This is a genomic window from Ralstonia sp. 25C (genome assembly GCF_051904805.1).
Classification (GTDB): domain Bacteria; phylum Pseudomonadota; class Gammaproteobacteria; order Burkholderiales; family Burkholderiaceae; genus Ralstonia.
In genome coordinates, this window is sequence record NZ_CP196737.1 from 2,442,879 (window position 1) to 2,461,941 (window position 19,063).

The 19,063-nt window shown below is 64.2% G+C and carries 22 protein-coding genes; 5 read left to right on the top strand and 17 right to left on the bottom strand.

Annotation, left to right across the window (positions count from 1 at the left end; genetic code table 11):
- Positions 1–20 precede the first annotated feature (20 nt).
- Both ACS7SF_RS11405 and ACS7SF_RS11410 read left to right on the top strand, forming a co-directional pair.
- Positions 21–665, top strand: coding sequence for a DUF1120 domain-containing protein (locus ACS7SF_RS11405; protein ID WP_439889896.1), 645 nt, complete (start codon positions 21–23; stop codon positions 663–665).
- Between the two features lie 612 nt (positions 666–1,277).
- Positions 1,278–1,553 carry a hypothetical protein gene (locus ACS7SF_RS11410; protein WP_439889897.1) on the top strand — a complete coding sequence of 92 codons (276 nt, stop codon included), beginning with the start codon at positions 1,278–1,280 and terminating at the stop codon, positions 1,551–1,553.
- Positions 1,554–1,616: 63 nt separating this feature from the next.
- On the opposite strand, the gene ACS7SF_RS11415 is transcribed toward ACS7SF_RS11410, so the two are convergent.
- From ACS7SF_RS11415 to argS, 5 genes are all read right to left on the bottom strand, one after another.
- Positions 1,617–2,462: a helical backbone metal receptor gene (locus tag ACS7SF_RS11415; RefSeq protein WP_439889898.1), complete on the bottom strand. Its 846-nt coding sequence runs from the start codon at positions 2,460–2,462 to the stop codon at positions 1,617–1,619.
- Entirely contained in the window at positions 2,459–3,259 is an 801-nt protein-coding gene (locus tag ACS7SF_RS11420) for an SDR family oxidoreductase (RefSeq protein ID WP_439889899.1), read from the bottom strand. The genes ACS7SF_RS11415 and ACS7SF_RS11420 overlap by 4 nt, the downstream gene beginning before the upstream one ends.
- A gap of 126 nt (positions 3,260–3,385) precedes the next feature.
- Complete coding sequence (locus ACS7SF_RS11425; protein WP_439889900.1) at positions 3,386–4,072, bottom strand: thiol:disulfide interchange protein DsbA/DsbL; 687 nt, start codon at positions 4,070–4,072, stop codon at positions 3,386–3,388.
- 98 nt (positions 4,073–4,170) lie between these two features.
- Positions 4,171–4,878: an SPOR domain-containing protein gene (locus tag ACS7SF_RS11430; protein ID WP_439889901.1), complete on the bottom strand. Its 708-nt coding sequence runs from the start codon at positions 4,876–4,878 to the stop codon at positions 4,171–4,173.
- Between the two features lie 60 nt (positions 4,879–4,938).
- A complete protein-coding gene (argS, locus tag ACS7SF_RS11435; protein WP_439889902.1) occupies positions 4,939–6,738 on the bottom strand; it encodes an arginine--tRNA ligase in 1,800 nt (599 codons plus the stop codon).
- A gap of 174 nt (positions 6,739–6,912) precedes the next feature.
- Between argS and ACS7SF_RS11440 the strand changes: the two genes are divergently transcribed.
- A complete protein-coding gene (locus ACS7SF_RS11440; RefSeq protein ID WP_439889903.1) occupies positions 6,913–7,233 on the top strand; it encodes a DUF1840 domain-containing protein in 321 nt (106 codons plus the stop codon).
- A 140-nt stretch (positions 7,234–7,373) separates the two neighbouring features.
- On the opposite strand, the gene ACS7SF_RS11445 is transcribed toward ACS7SF_RS11440, so the two are convergent.
- The 3 genes from ACS7SF_RS11445 to ACS7SF_RS11455 all read right to left on the bottom strand — a co-directional run bounded on the left by ACS7SF_RS11445 (position 7,374) and on the right by ACS7SF_RS11455 (position 8,699).
- Entirely contained in the window at positions 7,374–7,925 is a 552-nt protein-coding gene (locus ACS7SF_RS11445; protein WP_439889904.1) for a ferritin-like domain-containing protein, read from the bottom strand.
- 38 nt (positions 7,926–7,963) lie between these two features.
- Positions 7,964–8,389: a DUF883 family protein gene (locus ACS7SF_RS11450; protein ID WP_426396610.1), complete on the bottom strand. Its 426-nt coding sequence runs from the start codon at positions 8,387–8,389 to the stop codon at positions 7,964–7,966.
- Positions 8,390–8,531: 142 nt separating this feature from the next.
- Complete coding sequence (locus ACS7SF_RS11455) at positions 8,532–8,699, bottom strand: DUF1328 domain-containing protein (RefSeq protein ID WP_426396612.1); 168 nt, start codon at positions 8,697–8,699, stop codon at positions 8,532–8,534.
- A 245-nt stretch (positions 8,700–8,944) separates the two neighbouring features.
- Here ACS7SF_RS11455 and ACS7SF_RS11460 point away from each other — a divergent pair, with 245 nt between their 5' ends.
- Positions 8,945–10,369: a CHASE3 domain-containing protein gene (locus ACS7SF_RS11460; RefSeq protein WP_439889905.1), complete on the top strand. Its 1,425-nt coding sequence runs from the start codon at positions 8,945–8,947 to the stop codon at positions 10,367–10,369.
- Positions 10,370–10,451: 82 nt separating this feature from the next.
- On the opposite strand, the gene ACS7SF_RS11465 is transcribed toward ACS7SF_RS11460, so the two are convergent.
- The 7 genes from ACS7SF_RS11465 to ACS7SF_RS11495 form a co-directional block, all read right to left on the bottom strand.
- Positions 10,452–10,592 (bottom strand): entericidin A/B family lipoprotein, encoded by a 141-nt coding sequence (locus ACS7SF_RS11465; protein WP_366172077.1) that lies wholly within the window; start codon positions 10,590–10,592, stop codon positions 10,452–10,454.
- 74 nt (positions 10,593–10,666) lie between these two features.
- Complete coding sequence (locus ACS7SF_RS11470) at positions 10,667–11,107, bottom strand: response regulator (protein WP_439889906.1); 441 nt, start codon at positions 11,105–11,107, stop codon at positions 10,667–10,669.
- 111 nt (positions 11,108–11,218) lie between these two features.
- Positions 11,219–11,851 (bottom strand): response regulator, encoded by a 633-nt coding sequence (locus ACS7SF_RS11475; RefSeq protein ID WP_039599179.1) that lies wholly within the window; start codon positions 11,849–11,851, stop codon positions 11,219–11,221.
- A gap of 299 nt (positions 11,852–12,150) precedes the next feature.
- Positions 12,151–12,603 (bottom strand): hypothetical protein, encoded by a 453-nt coding sequence (locus tag ACS7SF_RS11480; RefSeq protein ID WP_439889907.1) that lies wholly within the window; start codon positions 12,601–12,603, stop codon positions 12,151–12,153.
- 239 nt (positions 12,604–12,842) lie between these two features.
- The gene (gene metH, locus ACS7SF_RS11485) at positions 12,843–15,560 is read right to left on the bottom strand and encodes a methionine synthase (RefSeq protein WP_439889908.1); all 2,718 of its coding nucleotides are present in this window, start codon (positions 15,558–15,560) and stop codon (positions 12,843–12,845) included.
- Positions 15,561–15,577: 17 nt separating this feature from the next.
- Entirely contained in the window at positions 15,578–15,931 is a 354-nt protein-coding gene (locus tag ACS7SF_RS11490) for a bleomycin resistance protein (RefSeq protein WP_439889909.1), read from the bottom strand.
- An 8-nt stretch (positions 15,932–15,939) separates the two neighbouring features.
- Entirely contained in the window at positions 15,940–16,980 is a 1,041-nt protein-coding gene (locus ACS7SF_RS11495; RefSeq protein ID WP_439889910.1) for a homocysteine S-methyltransferase family protein, read from the bottom strand.
- A 158-nt stretch (positions 16,981–17,138) separates the two neighbouring features.
- On the opposite strand from ACS7SF_RS11495, the gene ACS7SF_RS11500 reads away from it, so the two are divergent.
- Entirely contained in the window at positions 17,139–17,531 is a 393-nt protein-coding gene (locus ACS7SF_RS11500; protein ID WP_439889911.1) for a rhodanese-like domain-containing protein, read from the top strand.
- Positions 17,532–17,640: 109 nt separating this feature from the next.
- Here the strand turns inward: ACS7SF_RS11500 and ACS7SF_RS11505 are convergent, their stop codons facing one another.
- Together ACS7SF_RS11505 and pcaD are read right to left on the bottom strand one after the other, a co-directional pair.
- Positions 17,641–17,898 carry a BTH_I0359 family protein gene (locus tag ACS7SF_RS11505; RefSeq protein WP_012760982.1) on the bottom strand — a complete coding sequence of 86 codons (258 nt, stop codon included), beginning with the start codon at positions 17,896–17,898 and terminating at the stop codon, positions 17,641–17,643.
- Between the two features lie 319 nt (positions 17,899–18,217).
- Positions 18,218–19,063: a 3-oxoadipate enol-lactonase gene (gene pcaD, locus ACS7SF_RS11510; RefSeq protein WP_439889912.1), complete on the bottom strand. Its 846-nt coding sequence runs from the start codon at positions 19,061–19,063 to the stop codon at positions 18,218–18,220.

The window sequence follows — 19,063 nt, forward strand, 5'->3', positions numbered from 1 at the left end:
AAGAACATCAGGGTCTCGATATGCAAGCTCGCTCGCTCAACCTCGCCGCACTGGCCGCGCTGTGCCTGGCAGCGGCCACCGCACACGCCGCCGCACCCTCGGCTGAACTGAAAGTGAGAGGTACCCTCAAGGCGCCGGCTTGCACGGTGGCGGCCACCGATGGCAGTGTCTACGATTACGGCTCCATCTCGCCCACGCGTATCCAGCCCGGCACCGCACACACCACATTGACTTCGATTAGCAAGGTCTGGACGGTCACGTGCGATGCCGACACCTACCTGACCCACGCCGCCATAGATAACCGAGCGTCCTCGCTCAGTACAGCGGGTGTCAACAACTTCGGCCTGGGTAAGGTCAACGGCACCGGCAACATTGGCTATTACCACGCAATCATCTCGAACCCGACTGTCGACGGTGTAGCGACCACCATCTTCGGATTCGACGGTGCCACCGCGGGCTACGGTTGGCCAACGGGCGCTCTGACCACGAGAGTCGGCTACAAGCACGGTTGGTCTGTGGGCACCGCGCAGGCGGCCGGCAAAAAATTCGGCTTGACCATCACAGTTACGGCTTACCTTGGCGGCACGAGCACCATGAATGGCGCCATTACCGACAAGGCTGATCTTGATGGCTCACTCACGCTGAACTACGCCTTTGGCTTGTAAGGCATCGCACGATCAATCGCAGTCGGAGGCCCGTCGACAGACAGTTGCGCCTGACTCCCCCCCAAAAAAAAGGCCGCCTCAAAACGAGGTGGCCTTTTTTCGTATACGCCGCTGGAATGCCTCGGTGTCCCGAGTTCAGAACTCGACGCTCGGGGCATTTTTCTCGGCGGCCCGAGTCCTGAGCTCGGTGGGCGGAGCATTGTTTTCTCGGTAGCCTGGGCATTTCGTAGCGGCCGGTGGGGAACACCGAAGAATCAGACTGGTAGCTCGGCCCCATCGCTATAATTCACGCGCTGCCGAAACAACGACAGCACGGGTTTAGCGATCCGTAACTCTCCGAAGAGGCCGCCGTTACAAGCAGCAGGCCTCGGCACACTCGCGCGCTTTTTATGGCGGGCCGGGTGGGGAGACCTTCGGGTCTACCGGTTTTCTCGGAGAGCCGGATCGCTAACCCCATCGTCGGGCCCGCCTCCCTCGTTTAGCGACGAAAGACGGGCCTTTCATCAATCTCCGAGAGGTCCTTATGTCAATTGAGCAGATGGCGCGGAGAATCGCGTCCTATCCCTCCCCACCCCCGCATCGCCCCGATCCCACCGGATCAGGAGGCGACCAATGACCCCAGCCAAACGCCGCCTCTACCTGACCGGCGCACTGGCTGCGCGAGACTACCTCAGCCGCACGCAGGCAGACCTGCGCATGCACCGCCAATTCCAGCCCGACACGCTGCGCTGGGCGTTGGCGCACACCAGTACGCATGCGCCGGAGTATCGGGCGGGGTTTCTGGATGCCATCGGCGCGTTCGTGTCGATGGTGCTGGAAGGGTGTCAGGTCAACCCTGAAACGTGGGAAGTGCTCACCGCCCTAGAGCGGGCTGGCGAAAGCCGGTAACCAAAACAGCAAGACGTGTCCTCGGAGACGGGCCGGGGATGCCCATGATGCGTGCGATCGTGCCTAGCGCAGCGTCCTCGCAAACTCCCCCAGGTAGCGCGCGCCTTCGATGGCCTTGCTGCCGTACCACGACACCATCTCGCCATCCACCAGGTAGACCGGCTTGCCGATCTGCTTCTCCAGCGCATCGACGTGCTCTTCGGTAAAGCTGTAGGGCTCGGTGGAGAGCAGCACGCAGTCGATGCTGCGCACCACGTCACTGCTCCAGCGGAAGGTGGGGTAGCGCGTGTCCGGGCGATTTGGGCGGGCGCAATCACCGCTCTTGTCCGTGCCGCATTGCACGGGCGATGGGTCTTCCGGCCACGTGTGGAAATTGACGAGCTTGAGCATGCGCGAGATATACGTGTCGCGCGACACCGTCATCCACGGGTCTTGCCAGATGGCGTACAGCACGCGGCGCGGCAAGAAGTGGCGGCCGCGCAGGGCGTCGAGCTCTTGCGTGAGCGCGTCGGCCAGCGTTTGCGCCTGCGCCTCGCGGCGAAAGATGCCGCCCAGCAATTGATACAGCGCGAGGTTGTCTTCCGGCGCGCACGGGTGCGTGACGATGATGTGGGGGATGAACTCGCGCAGCTTGTCGACGGTCGGGCGCGTGTTCTCGTCAATGTTGACGATCACGTGCGTGGGCGCCAGCTCGCGCAGCTTGTCCAGCTTGACGGTCTTGGTGCCGCCCACCTTGGGTACGTTGCGCACGGCCTCGCGCGGGTGGATGCAGAAGCCGGTGCGGGCGACAAGCTGCTCGCCCAGGTCGAGCGAGAACAGCAGGTCGGTAATGGACGGCACCAGGCTGGCGATGCGCGGGGTGGTGTCGACGGGGGTGTGCGCGTTGCCGAGCGCGTCGGTCAAGATCATTGCGAATTCTCAGGCTTACGGGGTTTGCGCGGTGCGCGCGCAAAGGCAAAGTCATACAGCCAGCGCGGCAGCACGTGCAGCAGCTTGGCGACGATGCCCATCTGCCACGGCAGCACGGTAAAGCGCACACCGCGATGGATGGCATGCACCGCCTTCTGCGCGAACACGTCCACCGGCATCAGGAAGGGCATCGGATAGGGGTTGTGGTCCGTCATGGGCGTGCGGATGTAGCCCGGCGCGATGGTAACGATGCGCAACCCACGGGGGCCAAATTCCACCCGCAGGCTCTCCATCAGCTTGATCACCGCCGATTTGGACGCGCTATACGCCGCCGCGCCCGGCAGCCCGCGCACACCTGCCACGCTGGCAATGCCAACCAGCGTGCCGCCAGGTTGCCCCGGTTTGGCGCGTGCCAGCATGGGCGTGACGAAGGGCTGGAAGGTGTTGAGCGTGCCCATCCAGTTGGTGTCCATGACGCGGGCAAAGGCCGCCAGATCCCCCGGCTCGCGCAGGTCGGTGCCCTCCGAGATGCCGGCATTGGCGATCACCACGTCGGGCACGCCCGCTGTGGCGATAAAGGCGTTGGCCGCCTCGCGCATCGACTCCGCGGTGCACACGTTGGCGGCGTAGCAATGGCAGCGGCCCTGGATGCCGGGCGGCAGCGTCTGTACGAAATCGTGCAGCACCTCCACACGCCGCGCGACCAGCCCGAGCGTCGCGCCCTGCGCCGCATACTGCCGCGCCAGTGCCTGGCCAATGCCGCTGGAGGCGCCGGTGATGAAAACGATTTGGCTCATAGGGATGTCGGGTGTTGTTTGGCATGGAGACAGGAGCAACACATGCCGCATACAAAAACGCCCGCACGATGGCGGGCGTTGGCAAGGCGGTAGCGCGGGGCAGTGCCGTCGCGCGGCCGACCTTCCTTACATCTTGCCGGCCCGGACTTGCTGGACCAGGTAGTCGAGCGTCTGCGTCGTCTTGACGTAACCGCCGGCTTCGTCGGGCGAGATCACGTATTTGCCCTGCACCACCACGGTGGGCACGCCGTTAATGCGGTACTGCTCGGTCAGTTGGTTGGCGCGCGTCACGTTGGAGTTCACAGTGAACGAGTTGTAGGTGTCCATGAACGCCTTGCGGTCGAGGCCTTCCTTGGCCACAAAGTCGCCAATGATCTGTTCCTGCTGGGCCTTGTCACGGCCGACGTTCAGGCGGTCTGCGCCGTGGATGGCGTCGAAGATGCGGGCGTGCATCGAGATGCCCTTGCTGCTCTTGGCGTTGAGTTTGCCCAGGGCTTCGAGCGTGTAGTAGATGCGCGAATACGGCACCAGGCGGGGGTCGTTGTTGAAGGCGACGGGCACATGCTTGATGGTCACGTCCTTGCCTTGCTTGGCGCCCCAGGTTTCCCAGGTGCTCTCGAAGTGGTTGCAGTGCGGGCACCAGTAGCCGAAGAACTCCGTCACCTCGATCTTGCCGGCCGGCACGGGCTGTGCAGGTTGCAGCACTTGGTAGTCCCGGCCAGCCACGGGGGCGGTCTGGGCCTGGGCCGGCGCAGTCATCAGCAGGCCAGCGCCGGTGGCGAGAGCAATCAGGAGGGCAGCGAGTTTTTTCATGGTGAGTTGGAAGTGGAGCGAAGGACGATCGGCAACCCGATCTTCAGGCTTCTGACCGGCGCCAGCCCTGCGGGTTCTGGCGCCGACGGTTTTTCACGTCACTGGCGGGCAAAGCGGATGACCGACGATTCCACGCCTGAAGACTGCAGGCGGCTGCGTGCGGCGGTCATGTCGTCAAGCGAGTTGTACGGCCCCAGGCGCACGCGGTACATGGTGGCGCCGTTCACTTCACGCTGCGTCACCTTGGCTTCAAAGCCCTGCATGGCCAGGTTGCCCTTCTGGCGCTCGGCATCTTCGGCCGATTTGTAAGCGCCGACTTGCAGGAAATAGCCCGTCTTGGCGGCATCCTGGCGGGCGATCTCGGCGATCGGGTCGGTGACTGGCTTCTCGTTGGCGGCGGTCACCGGCGGCTTCGGCGGCTTGGCGGCCGGTGCGCTGGCAACCTGCGGTGTCGAGCTCGGCTGGGCCGGGTGGATGGTGATGCCCGGCGGCGGGTTGTTGGCATCCGGCTGATCGACTGGCTTGGGCGGTACGCGGCTCCACAGCGGCGCGTTCGGGTCCGTTGCCTGCGGGGCGCTGGCTTGCGGCGCGGTTTGCGCCGGCGTCGGCAGCGTGTTGACCACGTTGCCGGCTTCGGTCGGCTTGGGCTGGGCACCGCCGCGCGCCACGAACGGCACCGGCGCCTTGGTGATGTACACCGCCACCACCACGGCGATCGCCAAGCCGACGATCAGCCCGAGCACCAGACCCAGAAACGTGCCGCCCCATTGTGAGCGGACACGGGAAGATTGCGTATTGCGTGCCATGTCGATCCTTCTAGAAGCGCCCGATTATAAGAGCGCCGTGTGATGCCCAATCGTGCGCATTTACATCTTTTGCGGCGCTGATACGCCGATCACCGCCAGGCCGTTACGCAGCACTTGGCGCGTGGCGGCCAGCAGTGCCAGTCGGGCGCGCTTGACGGCTTCGTCGTCGACCAGCACGCGATCGGCGTTGTAGAACGCGTGGAAGTCACCCGCCAGGTCGCGGAGGTAGAAGGCCACGGCGTGCGGCGCTAGTTCGCGCGCGGCGTCGGCCAGCATGTCGGGGAAGGCTGCCAGACGCTGCACCAGGGCGGTTGCCTGGGGGCTGACGTCCGGGCCCGTCACCGCGGCCAGGTCGGCGCTGGTGAGCGAGGCAACCGAGGCCAGATCGACGCCGGCACGCTCGAACACCGAGCAGATGCGCGCGTGGGCGTACTGCACGTAGTACACCGGGTTCTCGTCGCTCTGCTTGAGGGCGAGGTCCACGTCGAAGACGAACTCCGTATCCGCCTTGCGCGACAGCAGGAAGAAGCGCACGGCATCGCGGCCGCGCGTGAAGCGAGCGGGCCAGTTCGGCTCACCGGCTTCCACGCAGGCGCGGATGGTGTCGACGCCGGATTCGGCTTCCGCGTCGCCGTTGGACCATTCGATCAGGTCGCGCACCGTCACGTAGGAGCCCGCGCGCTTGGAAATCTTCACCTCGGCGCCGTCCTTCATCACCGTGACCATCTTGTGCAGGACGTAGTCGGGGTAGCCCTTGGGGATGCCGATGTTCAGGCCCTGCAGGCCGGCGCGCACGCGGGCGATGGTGCCGTGGTGGTCGCTGCCCTGCACGTTGATGACCTGCGTGAAACCGCGGCCCCACTTGGTGGTGTGGTACGCCACGTCGGGCACGAAATACGTGTAGGCGCCGTCGGACTTGCGCATGACGCGGTCCTTGTCGTCGCCGTCGTCCGTCGTGCGCAGCCACAGCGCGCCTTCCTGCTCGTACGTCTTGCCGGCGGCCACCAGCGCGTCGACCGTCTGCTGCACCTTGCCCTCGGTGTAGAGGGACGATTCCAGGTAGTAGCGGTCGAATTTCACGCCAAAGGCTTGCAGGTCGATGTCCTGCTCGTTGCGCAAATACGTGACGGCAAAGCGGCGGATGGCTTCGAGGTCTTCCACGTCGCCGGCACCCGTCACGGGTTCGCCATCGGAGGCGCGGACGGTCTTGCCGGCCAGGTAATCGGCGGCGATGTCGGCAATGTAGTCGCCGTTGTAGGCGGCTTCGGGCCAGTTGGCGTCGCCGGGCTTGAAGCCGCGCGCGCGGGCCTGGACGGAGACCGCCAGGTTGTGGATCTGGACGCCGGCGTCGTTGTAGTAGAACTCGCGGTGGACGGTGTGGCCCTGCCAGTCGAGCAGGCTCGCCAGCGCATCGCCCAGCGCGGCCTGGCGGCCGTGGCCGACGTGCAGCGGGCCGGTCGGGTTGGCGGAGACGAATTCCACCAGCACCGGGGTGCCGTCATGGGTGTTGGCGGCGCCAAAGCGGTCGCCCTCGGCAAACACGGCGGCAATCACGTCGGCACGGGCAGCCGGCGAGAGGCGCAGGTTGATGAAGCCCGGGCCGGCGATTTCCACGGCGGAGACCAGGCGCTGGCCGCGGGCATCGGCGCGGATGGCGTCGGCAATGCTGCCGGCGAGTTCGCGCGGGTTCTTGCCCAGCGGCTTGGCCAGTTGCAGCGCCACGTTACAGGCGATGTCGCCGTGCGCGGCTTGCTTGGGGCGCTCCAGGACGATCTCCGGTCGGTTTTGCCCTTCAGGCAGCAGGGTGCCGACGGCGTCGGACAACAATTGGGCGATCGTCTGTTTGTGGGAGGGCAGCATAAGAAACCATGACGCCGGCAGTGCTGAAACCGGTTGAAACCGAGTTCCGGCGCGGCCAGTTGCGTTGTTCGGGGAAAAGTACGAAATTTTATCAGGTGAGCCACGGTCCGGACGGTTAAAGCCCCCCCGCCGTGGCAATCTGCGGCCCCCACCCAACCAAGGGAACCAAGAATCATGATTACCTTTACTTCGCACGAGTCGCAAAGTTTCTCCATGCAGAAGGATCTCGCCATGGTGTTGCTGGGCGTGATCGGCAAAACGCTGGGCGAGCGCGGCGTCATCACCCCCGAAGAGATGCCGCACGCCATCGACCGGCTCAAGCGGGCCATCAAGGACGATACCCATCAGGCCCACATCAAGGTCGCTGAACTGACGGCCCGGGATGACGATGAAGGCGAGGAAGAACCGCCGCACCTCGGTCAGCGCGCGTACCCACTGCTGCACATGCTGGAGGAATCGCTGCCGAAGAACGCCACTGTGATGTGGGGCGTTTGAGCGTAAAAGAGTCGGTTCAAAAAAATGCCCGGCCACCGCAACGGTGGTCCGGGCATCCGGCCACTAGGGCCGGGAGCGGGGGAGGGGGTGGGCGCTGACGTGGGTTCGTCGTGCCGGTATCTCGTCTTGCCGCGTTGGCGTTATTGGTCGTGCAGCATGTCGGACAATTCGTCCGCGTGTTCTTCTTCCACGGCCAGAATCTCTTCCAGCACGCGCCGCGTGGTGGGGTCTCGATCCCCGATATAGCGGATCATCTCCAGATAGCTGTCGATGGCGATGCGCTCGGCCACCAGGTTCTCCTTGATCATGTCGACCAGGCCGTCGGCTTCCACATATTCCGAATGACTGCGCGTCGATAGGCCTTCCGGGCTGAAGTTGGGCGCGCCGCCCAGTTGCACGATGCGCGCGGCGATCTTGTCGGCGTGCTGTTGCTCTTCGGTGGCGTGCACCAAGAATTCTTCGGCAATCGGGTCCGCGTTGATGCCCTTGGCCATGAAGTGGTGTCGCCGATAGCGCAGCACGCAGATCAACTCCGTCGCCAGGGCCTCGTTTAGCAGGCGCAGCACGGTATCGCGATCGGCCTGGTAGTCGTCGGTCACCGCGCCTTCCTCGATATGCTTGCGCGCGCGCTCACGCAGCGTCTTGATGTCGGTGAGGAAGCGGCTTTCCGGGGCCGCGTTGGTCTGGGTCATGCAGGGCTCCTTCAAGGTGAGATTGGCGGGGTTGCGGGCTACTCGCGCTCGCTGCGCCGGCCGCTACCTGCAAGGGCGACCGCCAGGCCGATGGCCGCCCCGATCGCCACCGCCACACCCACCGATTTGAACGGCGCGCCCGTAATGGTTTCTTCCGTGCGGTCGAGCGCCCAGTCCATGCGTTCTTTCGCTTGATGGGCGCGGTCGTTGGCGGCGCGGCGTAGTTGGTCTGCGCGGGCACGCAGCGCGCGGCGAGTGCGACTGGCTTCGGCGCTGCCCTCGTCGGTCAGGGTATGGATGGCGTTCTCGAGCGAATGCAGCAAGCTCTGGATGTCTTCCACGGCGGGACGTGCGGCGTAGCGTGCGTGGTCCACGGCATCGCTGGCGCTGTTCATGGCGCGATGTGCGCGGTCGTTGATGTCATCGACGCGGCTGCGCACGCGTTGGCTGGCAAAGAGAGACATGGCGGGGTTCCTCATCGTGGCGCTGCGGGAAGCACGCACCGGCAGCGCGGGTGGTCGGTTACGGGGCCGGCCCACACAAACCAGTGAGCCGTCTGCCCAAGTGATTTAGCAAGACACGGACCCGACGGGTTCAGGGGCGGCGCTAAGCCTTGAAGACGGTGACCCCCAGGATGAGAAACAGCACGAACAGCACCACAAAGATGAAGAACAGGATCTTGGCGATGCTCGCCGCGCCTGTGGCAATGCCGGTAAAGCCCAGCACGCCCGCCACCACGGAAATGATGGCGAAGATCAGTGCCCATTTCAGCATGTTGTTGCCTCCGGATCGGGATGGTTGGGAGGCAGGGCGGTTGCGCTGCATGGTGGCGCCGCTGTCGCCGCGGTGTCGCCCCCGCTGCCCTGCCGGCGTACTGTGACGCACGTAGCGTGCCCGCTCCGGGTGCGCCCGAAGTGTCGTCTGGGGCGGCCACGGAGTATCATGCCCCCTACTAAAAACACACACGCAACGCGTGCCGCGTCGGGCGGTTTGACGCGTTTCACATGGGTCTGCATGCCATGCGGTCATCCTTGCGCTCCACCTTGCTGCTTGCCGTCGGCATTTTGCTGACGCTCGGGGTGCTGATTGCGTCGGAGACGGGCAACGTTCGCCTGAGTCAGGGTTATCGGCAGGTGATTCAGTCGCAGCAGGCCGAAACCGCCATCAACGAACTGCTCGCAGAACTGGTCAACGCCGAGGCTGGTCAGCGCGGCTTCCTGCTCACCGGCAAGGACGAATACCTCGACCCGTACAACAAGGCCATCCCGCATATTCACGCGCTGATGGCGGAGATCCGCGACCACTACGCCAACGATCCGGATGCGCTCAAACTGTTTTCGGAGACCGCGCTGCAGGTCAGTCGCAAGCTCACCGAAATGGAGCTCACGCTGATCTACGGCAAGCGCGATCTGGAGGTGGCGCTCGACCTCGTGCGTACCGATTTCGGCAAGGCCTCGATGGAGGCGGTGCGGCAGGGGCTGGACCGTCTGCGCCAGCGGGAGATCGCCACCGTGGCGCGCAGCCTCGAACACGCCGAGCGCGATCTGGCGCTCTCGCGTTATGGCATTGCGCTCATTACCGCGGTCAACATCATCTTGCTGGTGGTGCTGGGCATGCAGCACGCCAAGCGCCTGGCGGTGACGGAGCAGGCGCGCGACAAGGCGGAAGAAGAAAGCCTGAAGCTCGACCGCATGGTGCGCGAACGCACGCGGCAGCTCTCCGATCTGGCGGCTCACTTGCAGCGCGTGACCGAAGACGAGAAGACCCGCCTCGCGCGCGAACTGCACGACGAGCTGGGTGCCATCCTCACGGCCACCAAGATGGATCTGCACTGGCTGCGCTCGCGCATGCAGGCCAACGAGCCGGCCGTGAGCGAAAAGATTACCCGCGTGATGGCCCACGTCGATCAGGGCATCCAGATCAAACGCCGTCTGATCGAAGACCTGCGCCCGACCATCCTGCTCAACCTGGGCTTGGTCGAGGCACTCTCGCAACTGACCGAAGACGTGGGCGTGCGTAACGGCTGGCACACCGAGGTCAGCCTGCCCGACGACATGCCCAAGCTGACCGATGATGCGGCCATCGCGCTGTACCGCATCGTGCAGGAATCGCTAACGAACGCATCGAAGTACGCGCACGCAACGTCGGTCTCGGTGGCGCTGGATGTGAACGAAGACGAGGGCGTGCGCCTGCGCGTGCGTGACAACGGCCGAGGCTTTCCCGCCGATATTGAGCGCCGCCGCATGGTCGGTCATCACGGGCTGCTGGGGATGGAACAGCGCGCCATTGCGCTGGGCGGCACGCTCACTATTGATTCGATGCCGGGTGGCGGCGTGACCATCATCGTCGAGCTGCCGCCGACGGATGCGGTGTTCGAGCGGGCAGACCACGCGGAGCACGTTGCTGCTCCGCAGACGGCGTTGCCGGGCGGTGCAGCGGTCTGAGCGCCGGAGCGATTGCGCGCGCCACACACCAAAAGCAAAAAGCCCCATGTCGGGGCTTTTTTTTCGTTGCGCGCTTGCCGGCTTACATTTTCTGCTTGGTGTTGTCGGCAGCGTTTTCGAGCTTCTGGCCTCCGGTCTGGATGTCCTTGCCGGCACCGGCCATGGTGTTGCAGCCAGCCAGGAAAACACACATCAACGCGAGGGCGGCACACAGGGTTTTCATCGAATGCTCCTTGGGTCAGAAACCGGATGGGGCTACCGCATATCGGGTCATGGCGCAGCAGACGCGCAGACGCTTCAAGCGTGCGGATGGTGGGCGGTCTGCGGGCGCGGGCGCGACATACCGGCGCGTTCTTCGATCACCTCGAATACCTTGTCGAGCTCAAGCGATTTGTCGAAGAAGTAGTTGGCGCCAGCCTCAAAGCAGCGCTGCCGATAGGTCGGCACCTGGGCGTGATTGGTATAGACGATGCGCACGCTGGGCGAGGCTTGATCGCGCAAAGTTTGCAGCACCTTGAAGCCGTTTCCCTGGCGCAATTGCAAATCCACGATGACCACATCGTAGTGGCCCTGCGCTAACTGGCTCAGGGCCAAGTCTTCGGTGTCGGCCCACTCGACCGTCGCCACGAAGGCGGAGGCCTTGAGGTATTCCAACACCATGCCGCGAAGCACCGGGGAGTCCTCGATCAGGAGGACGCGCAGGCCACGGGTGGAGAGGGTGACGGCTTGATCCAGCATGCGTTGATGGTAGCCACCGGGTTGCCTAGGTGGTATCAGGCGTTGTCCTACATGCCAACAGGGGTGGGGGCGGCTAGGCGTATTGCGGTGGGGTTTGCGCCAGGGGTGGCGTCACTCCACCAAGCCGTTTTTGATGGCGTAGTACGTCAGATCGGCATTGGATTTCATGCCCATCTTTTCCAGAATCCGGGTGCGGTAGGTGCTGACCGTTTTGACGCTCAGGAACAGCTCTTCGGCGATGATCGACACCGACTGCCCGCGTGCGAGCTTGCAGAAGATCTGGAATTCGCGTTTGGACAGAGTCTGGTGCAGCGGCTGGTCGGTCGGCTTTTCCAGGCCGCCGATCAGCAGTTCGGCCACCGTCGGGCTGACATAGCGCCGGCCTTGCGACACGGTACGGATGGCCTTCACCAGTTCGTCCGGCGCACTTTCCTTGGTGAGGTAGCCCGACGCCCCGGCGCGGATCAGGTTGATCGCGTACTGGTCTTCCGGAAAGGTGGATAGGATCAGCACCGGCAGATCCGGGTGGCGCTGGCGGGCGAGCTTGAGCGTATCGATGCCGTTGCGGTCGGGCATCGAGATGTCGAGCACGACCACATCGAAGGCGTTGGTGCGCAGTTGCTCCATCACCTCTTCCCCGCTTGCCGCTTCCCCCGCGACTTCGATGTCCCGCTCTTCGGACAGAAACTGCCGAAGGCCGGCGCGGACGATCTCGTGGTCGTCCGCAATCAGGACGCGAATCATGCTGCTCCTTATGGGCGCGCCGGGCGGGTTGACTCCACCTGCGCGCTGCGCTTGTTGGTTCGATACGACAGCAATTGTATCGGACTGTAGCGTGAAACCGGCACCGCTTGAAACGGCCGGCTCCGGAGTGGTGGTGGGGTGGGTTTCCATGTGCGCCCTCGGAAGTGCTTGCATCGCAACATGCCTGCGCGTGTAGATGGAGCAATCCGTGTGCCTGCGCGCCAAAAAAAAGAAGACGGGGCGGTGGGTATCCGCCCCGTCATGGCCACAGGTGCCGGGCAGTGCCCGGTCAGGCTGGCTTACTTCTGGGTCGTGGCGCCGGCGTTCACGCTGGCGTCCGCACCGGTGGCGCCGGTGGTGGTACCAGCCGCGCTGGCGACATCTGCCTTGGCAGCCTTGGTGGTCTTGCCTGCCGACTTCTCGGTCTTGCTGACCGATTTGCCGACCTTATCGGCCGTCTTATCCACACCGGCTTCAGTCTTGGCCTTGTGCTCGTGAGCTGCCTTGGCGCCGTGCTCGGCCTTGGTGTTCAGTTGGCTCTTGGCGGACTCGGTGTCCAGCTTGGCGCCGGCGTCCGACTTCACGTCGGCCTTCAGGCCGGTGCCGGCGTTGGCCGTAGTGGCCGGTGCCGGTGCGACAGCTGCCGTGCCGTTGGCTTGCACGCCGGCGTTGGCCGACGGGGTTTGCGCGTTGGCGTAAGCCGAAGCAGCAGCGATGGCGATGGCGGACAGGGAGATCAGCAGCTTGTTCATGGAAGAGACTCCTTTCGTTCTGAACGGCCACGCGAGGGATTCGTCGCGGCATCGCTCTGTGTGTTGAGCGAATGAGTTCAGTGTATGGAGCCCTTCCGGTTACGACTGTTAGGGGGTGTAAGGCTTTGTAATGAAAGCATCACCCCTCTTGAAATGCCGTCCAGGGCAGTCCTGACAAGGGTTTGCGGGCGTAAGACACAATGTGGCACACACTATGTCTTAAACGTCTTGTCACAGATTCAGAGATTCGGGGCGAGGGCGCGCTCCACAAACGCGCGGTCTTCTCCGCTGCGGGCGACCATATCGTCCACCTGATCCTGGCCGATCTTGCCCAGCGTGAAGTACGTGCTGTCCGGGTGCGACAGATAGAAGCCCGACACGGAGGCGGCCGGCGTCATGGCCAGCGCTTCGGTCAGGTCCATGCCGATCTCCTTGGCGTCGAGCACGCGGAACATGTCGCGCTTGACGGTGTGCTCCGGGCAGGCCGGGTAGCCGGGCGCGGGGCGGATGCCCTTGTATTCCTCGCGGATGAGCGCGTCGTTGTCGAGCGTTTCGTCCGGTGCGTAGCCCCACAGGTCGCGGCGCACGCGGGCGTGCAGGCATTCGGCAAAGGCTTCGGCGAAGCGGTCAGCCAGGGCCTTGAGCATGATCGCGCTGTAGTCGTCGTTGTCGGCTTCAAAAGCGGCTTCACGCTTTTGGACCCCGATGCCACCGGTGACGGCAAACAGGCCGATGTAATCGGCAATGCCGGTGCTCTTGGGCGCGATGAAATCGGCCAGACAGCGGTTCGGGCGCATCACGCCGTCGATGATCGGGCGCTCGCTCTGCTGGCGGATGTTGCGCCAGGTGAGCGCGACTTCGGAGCGCGATTCGTCGGTGTAGATCTCGATGTCGTCGTCGTTGACGGTGTTGGCGGGCAGCAGTGCGATCACGCCGTTGGCCGTGAGCCAGCGCCCCGCGATCAGGCGCGCGAGCATGCTCTTGCCGTCCGAGAACACCTTGCGGGCCGATTCGCCGACGATCTCGTCGTTGAGGATGTCGGGGAATTTGCCGGCCAGGTCCCACGTCTGGAAGAACGGGCCCCAGTCGATGTACTGCGCGAGCTCGTTCAAGTCGTAGTTGCGGAACACGCGGCGGCCGATGAACTTGGGCTTCGGCGGCGTGTAGTTGGACCAATCGATCTTCGTCTTGTTGGCGCGCGCGGCGGCCAGCGAAACCATCGGCGTGGCCTTCTTGTTGGCGTGCTGGGTGCGGATGCGGTCGTAGTCGGCGTGCAGTTCTTCGACGTAGCGCGCGGCGCCTTCGTCCGACAGCAGGCTCGACGCCACGCTCACTGAGCGCGAGGCGTCCGGCACGTAGACCACCGGGCCTTCGTAATTCGGGGCGATCTTCACGGCGGTGTGCACGCGGCTGGTGGTTGCACCGCCAATCAGCAGCGGAATCTTCTTCACGCGGAAGTAGTCATCGCGCTGCATTTCCGAGGCCACGTAGGCCATCTCTTCGAGCGACGGCGTGATCAGGCCCGACAGGCCGATGATGTCCGCGCCTTCCACCTTGGCCTTCGCCAGGATGTCGTTGCACGGGACCATCACGCCCATGTTCACGACTTCAAAGTTGTTGCACTGGAGCACGACGGTGACGATGTTCTTGCCGATGTCGTGCACATCGCCCTTGACCGTGGCGATGACGATCTTGCCGCGCGAGCGCACGTCGCCGCCGGCCGCGGCAATCTGGCGCTTCTCTTCTTCGATGAACGGAATCAGGTGCGCCACGGCTTGCTTCATCACGCGGGCGGATTTCACCACCTGCGGCAGGAACATCTTCCCAGCGCCGAACAGGTCGCCAACGATGTTCATGCCGTCCATCAGCGGGCCTTCGATTACCTGGATCGGGCGGCCGCCGGCGGCGAAGATCTTCTGGCGGACCTCTTCCGTGTCTTCCACCACGAAGTCGGTGATGCCGTGCACGAGCGCGTGGGCCAGGCGCTTTTCCACCGGCTCCTGACGCCAGGCGAGGTTTTCTTCACGCTTGGTGCCGCCGCCCTTGTAGCGGTCGGCAATTTCCAGCAGGCGGTCCGTCGCATCGGGGCGGCGGTTGAGCACCACGTCTTCCACGCGGTCGCGCAGTTCGGGGTCGAGGTTCTCGTACACGCCGAGCTGACCGGCGTTGACGATGCCCATGTCCATGCCCGCTTGAATCGCGTAGTACAGGAACACGGTGTGGATCGCCTCGCGTACCACGTCGTTGCCGCGGAACGAGAACGACACGTTCGACACGCCGCCGCTCACCTTCGCGTACGGCAGGTTCTGCTTGATCCAGCGCGTCGCTTCGATGAAGTCGACCGCGTAGTTGTTGTGCTCCTCGATGCCGGTGGCGACCGCAAAGATGTTCGGGTCGAAGATGATGTCTTCCGGCGCAAAGCCGACTTTGTCGACCAGGAAGTCATAGCTGCGTTTGCAGATCTCGGTCTTGCGCTGGAACGTGTCAGCCTGGCCTTGTTCGTCAAACGCCATCACCACCGCAGCTGCGCCGTAGCGCTTGATCAGCTTGGCGTGGTGCGCGAACTGCTCTTCGCCTTCCTTGAGCGAGATCGAATTCACGATCGCCTTGCCCTGCACGCATTTCAGACCCGCCTCGATCACGTCCCACTTGGACGAGTCGATCATGATCGGCACGCGCGCGATGTCCGGTTCCGAGGCGATCAGATTCAGGAAGCGCACCATCGCCGCCTTCGAATCGAGCATCGCCTCGTCCATGTTGATGTCGATGACCTGCGCGCCGTTTTCGACCTGCTGGCGCGCCACGGCCAGCGCCTCGTCAAACTGGCTGTTCAGGATCATGCGCGCGAACGCCTTGGACCCGGTAACGTTGGTGCGCTCGCCGACGTTGACGAACAGCGTGCTCTCGCCGATGTTGAACGGTTCGAGGCCGGAGAGGCGCATGGGGTGGTCGGTCATGATGGTGCGGGGTTCGGTCAGGCGGGGGCGTATTCGCCAAGCTTCAACAGGTTGCCGTGTGGGTCGATCACGTAGAGCTCTTTCATGCCCCACGGTCGTACCGCCGGCGGCGCGAGCTCCAGCCCGCGCGCGGTGAATTCTTCAAACAGCGCCTGCGTGCTCGGCACACGCAGGTAGCACGAGGTGTTCTCGGCAATGCGGCGGTCGTCGCACGGCCAGAAATGGATTTCGGCGCCATCGCGCTGCACGATCAGGTAGTCCTCGACCAGCAGCGCCTGCGTAAAGCCAAGCCGCTCCGTGTAGAAGCGGGCCGACTCGTGCAGATTCAGCGAGGCCAGCACGGGGATGGTGCTGTCGATGCGCGCGGTCATCTTGAACCTCAGGCAGCGGCGAGGTACTGGCTTGGCCAGCCGCGCGGCTTGCGTTGCGCGACGCGGTCGGCAATCGCCTTGATGTGTTCGGGCGTGGTGCCGCAGCAGCCGCCTACCAAGTTCACCAAGCCGGCCGCAGCAAATTCGTCGACCAGGCTGGAGGTGACGTCGGGCGTTTCATCGAAGCCGGTGTCGCTCATCGGGTTGGGCAGGCCGGCGTTCGGGTAGCACGAGACGGCGGTGTCGCAGATCTTCGCCAGCTCGGCAATGTACGGGCGCATCAACGCGGCACCCAGCGCGCAGTTCAGGCCGAAGGTGATCGGCTTGGCGTGGCGCAGGCTGTTCCAGAACGCTTCCACCGTCTGGCCGGAAAGGATGCGGCCAGACGCGTCGGTCACAGTGCCGGAGATCATCACGGGCACGCGCTCGCCGGTGTCTTCAAAGAGCTGGTCGATGGCGAACAGCGCCGCCTTGGCGTTGAGCGTGTCGAAGATGGTCTCGACGAGGAACACGTCCGCGCTGCCTTCGAGCAGCGCCTTGCCCTGTTCGTAGTACGCGTCGCGCAACTGGTCAAAGCTGACGTTGCGTGCGCCCGGGTCGTTCACGTCGGGCGAGATGCTGGCGGTCTTGGGCGTCGGGCCAAAGGCGCCGGCCACGAAGCGTGGGCGCTCCAGCGTGCTGTACTTGTCGCAGGCCTCGCGCGCCAGGCGGGCGGCCACGACGTTCATCTCGTAGGCCAGGTCCGCCATCTTGTAGTCTTCCTGCGCGATGGTCGTCGCGCCGAAGGTGTTGGTTTCGATCAGGTCCGCACCGGCTGCCAGGTACTGCTCGTGGATCTCGCGGATGACTTCCGGCCGCGTCAGCAGCAGCAACTCGTTGTTGCCCTTCACGTCGATCGGGTGATCGGCGAACCGCTCGCCGCGGTATTGCGCCTCGTTCAGCTTGTAGCGCTGGATCATGGTGCCCATCGCGCCATCCAGGATCAGGATGCGCTCGCGCAGCAGCGCGGGCAGGTTGGCGGCACGGGTGTAGGGCAGGGGCGCGGTCATGAAGGACTCCGAGGTGCGTCGGCCGGTCAGATCGTCAAAATTGCGGCAGGGGCGGCCAAAGCGCAATTTTACCAGTCGCATCAAGGACTTGCCGCTGCTGCGGGCAATCACGCTCCTATAATCCATATCACGCCATTTGTCTCGCCTTGACCGCCGCCATGCAACTGCTCGACCCGACCGACGCCCATGCTTTCCTGCAACGCACGCCTGCTGCGCTGTTCATCGATTGCCGCAGTGAAATGGAACACCTGTTTGTTGGCCATCCGGCTGGCGCGCACCACGTCTCGTGGAACGACGGCCCGCACTGGGAGGTGAACCCGGAGTTTGTGCCCACCGTGCACAAGCTGACGGGCCATGGCTTCGAGCGGCCGGTCGTGCTGATCTGCCGCAGCGGCAACCGCTCTGCCGCAGCGGCCCATGCCTTGGAAGAAGCCGGTTTCCGCGACGTTTACGTCGTCCGCCACGGCTTTGAGGGCGACCTGGATGGCACGCGCCACCGCAACACGCTCAACGGCTGGCGCCACGCCGGCCTGCCCTGGGAGCAGTGCTAGGGAGCAACTATCGACGCGATAGTCAAAGCGCGCATGAAAAAACGCCCGGAAGCGCCAAGCTCCGGGCGTTTTTGTTGATCGGTCCGGCGGGCAGTTGGCCCGCGCCACTTCAGTGCATCGTGACGGGCTGCGTCATCACCGTGTCGAATTTGCCGAGGAAGTCGTCGACTTCTTCGACCGTGGGTTCACTGGCGATCAGCTTTTTGACGTCCTCGCGGAAGTGCTCGGCCAGCTCGCCGCCGAGGAAGATCTCGCGCTTGAGGTTTTTATCGACGATCTCGTAGCCGCCCGCGGCAAGCATCGCGTGCTGGCCGTCGACACCGAACTCGACAACGCAGTAGTTGTCGCTGTTGTAGATCATTTGCATGGTGCACCTCCGAGGCGTCAATCGTCTTGCTGTTGTGGGGACTGCTCTACTGCTGCACCGGGTAGATGGGGCGCGCGGTCATGACTTCAAGGGCCGATCAATTCCCGCTGCATGACCGCTCTGCCCCATCTGTTCCTTGGGCTTAATCATTGACCACAAAGTTCTCAAATGCGAGGCCAAATGTGTGACGGGCGTTGTGGTCGCGTAACAAGACCTTTCCGTGTCTGCATCAAAAGGTGCAAGCGGCTGTCCCCCATTCGATGGGTAGACGACGGGCCGTGTGCGTGGCGCCTGCAACTATCGGCGAGGCAGCGACGCTTCAAGGCGTGTCGCATTGACTCCCGCATCCCGCGTGCCCGAGAAATTCATCCAGATCGCGGAGGAAGGCGTCGTCCTGTTCGATAGGGGCGAGATGGGCTGCGCGCGGCATCACTTTCAAGCGCGCGTTGGGAATGCGCGAGGCGATCTCGCGCGCCACTTCCACGGGGGCGCCGACGTCTTCCTCGCCGGTTATGACGAGCGTGGGGCAGGTGATGCGCGTCAGCCCGGTGCGCGTGTCGAGCGCCTTGATGGCGAGGCACGCGCCAACGTAGCCGTGGGGCGGCGTGGCGCGCAGCAGGTTGCGGATGCGGTCGGCCTCTGCGGGGTGCGCTTCGCGAAATGCGGTGGTCAGCCAGCGCTGCAGCGTGGGTTCGATGATGCCGCTCATGCCATGCGCTTCCACTTGGCCGATCCGTTCATCCCACATGGCGTGCGCTGCCATGGGCGTGTAGCAGACGGTGTCACACAGCGTGAGCGAGAGCAGCCGCTGCGCGTGACGCACACCGAGGATTTGCCCAACCATGCCACCCATCGATAGCCCGACGAAATGCACCTGTTCGATCGACAGCGCATCCAGCAGGCCGGCCACGTCGTCGGCCATCTGGAACAGCGTGTATGGCCCATGCGGGGCGCTGGTCTTGCCGTGGCCGCGCGCGTCGTAGCGCAGCACGCGGTGGCGGGCGGCAAGGCGCTCGGCGATGCCGTCCCACAGTTGATGGTCTACACCCAGCGCGTGGGCAAGTACTACCCACGCGCCGTCCGCACCGTCGATGCGGTAATGGATGTCGATGCCGTTGGCGTGCACCGTGCCCGATTGGGCGTGTGCGTTGGCGTTGGGATTCAC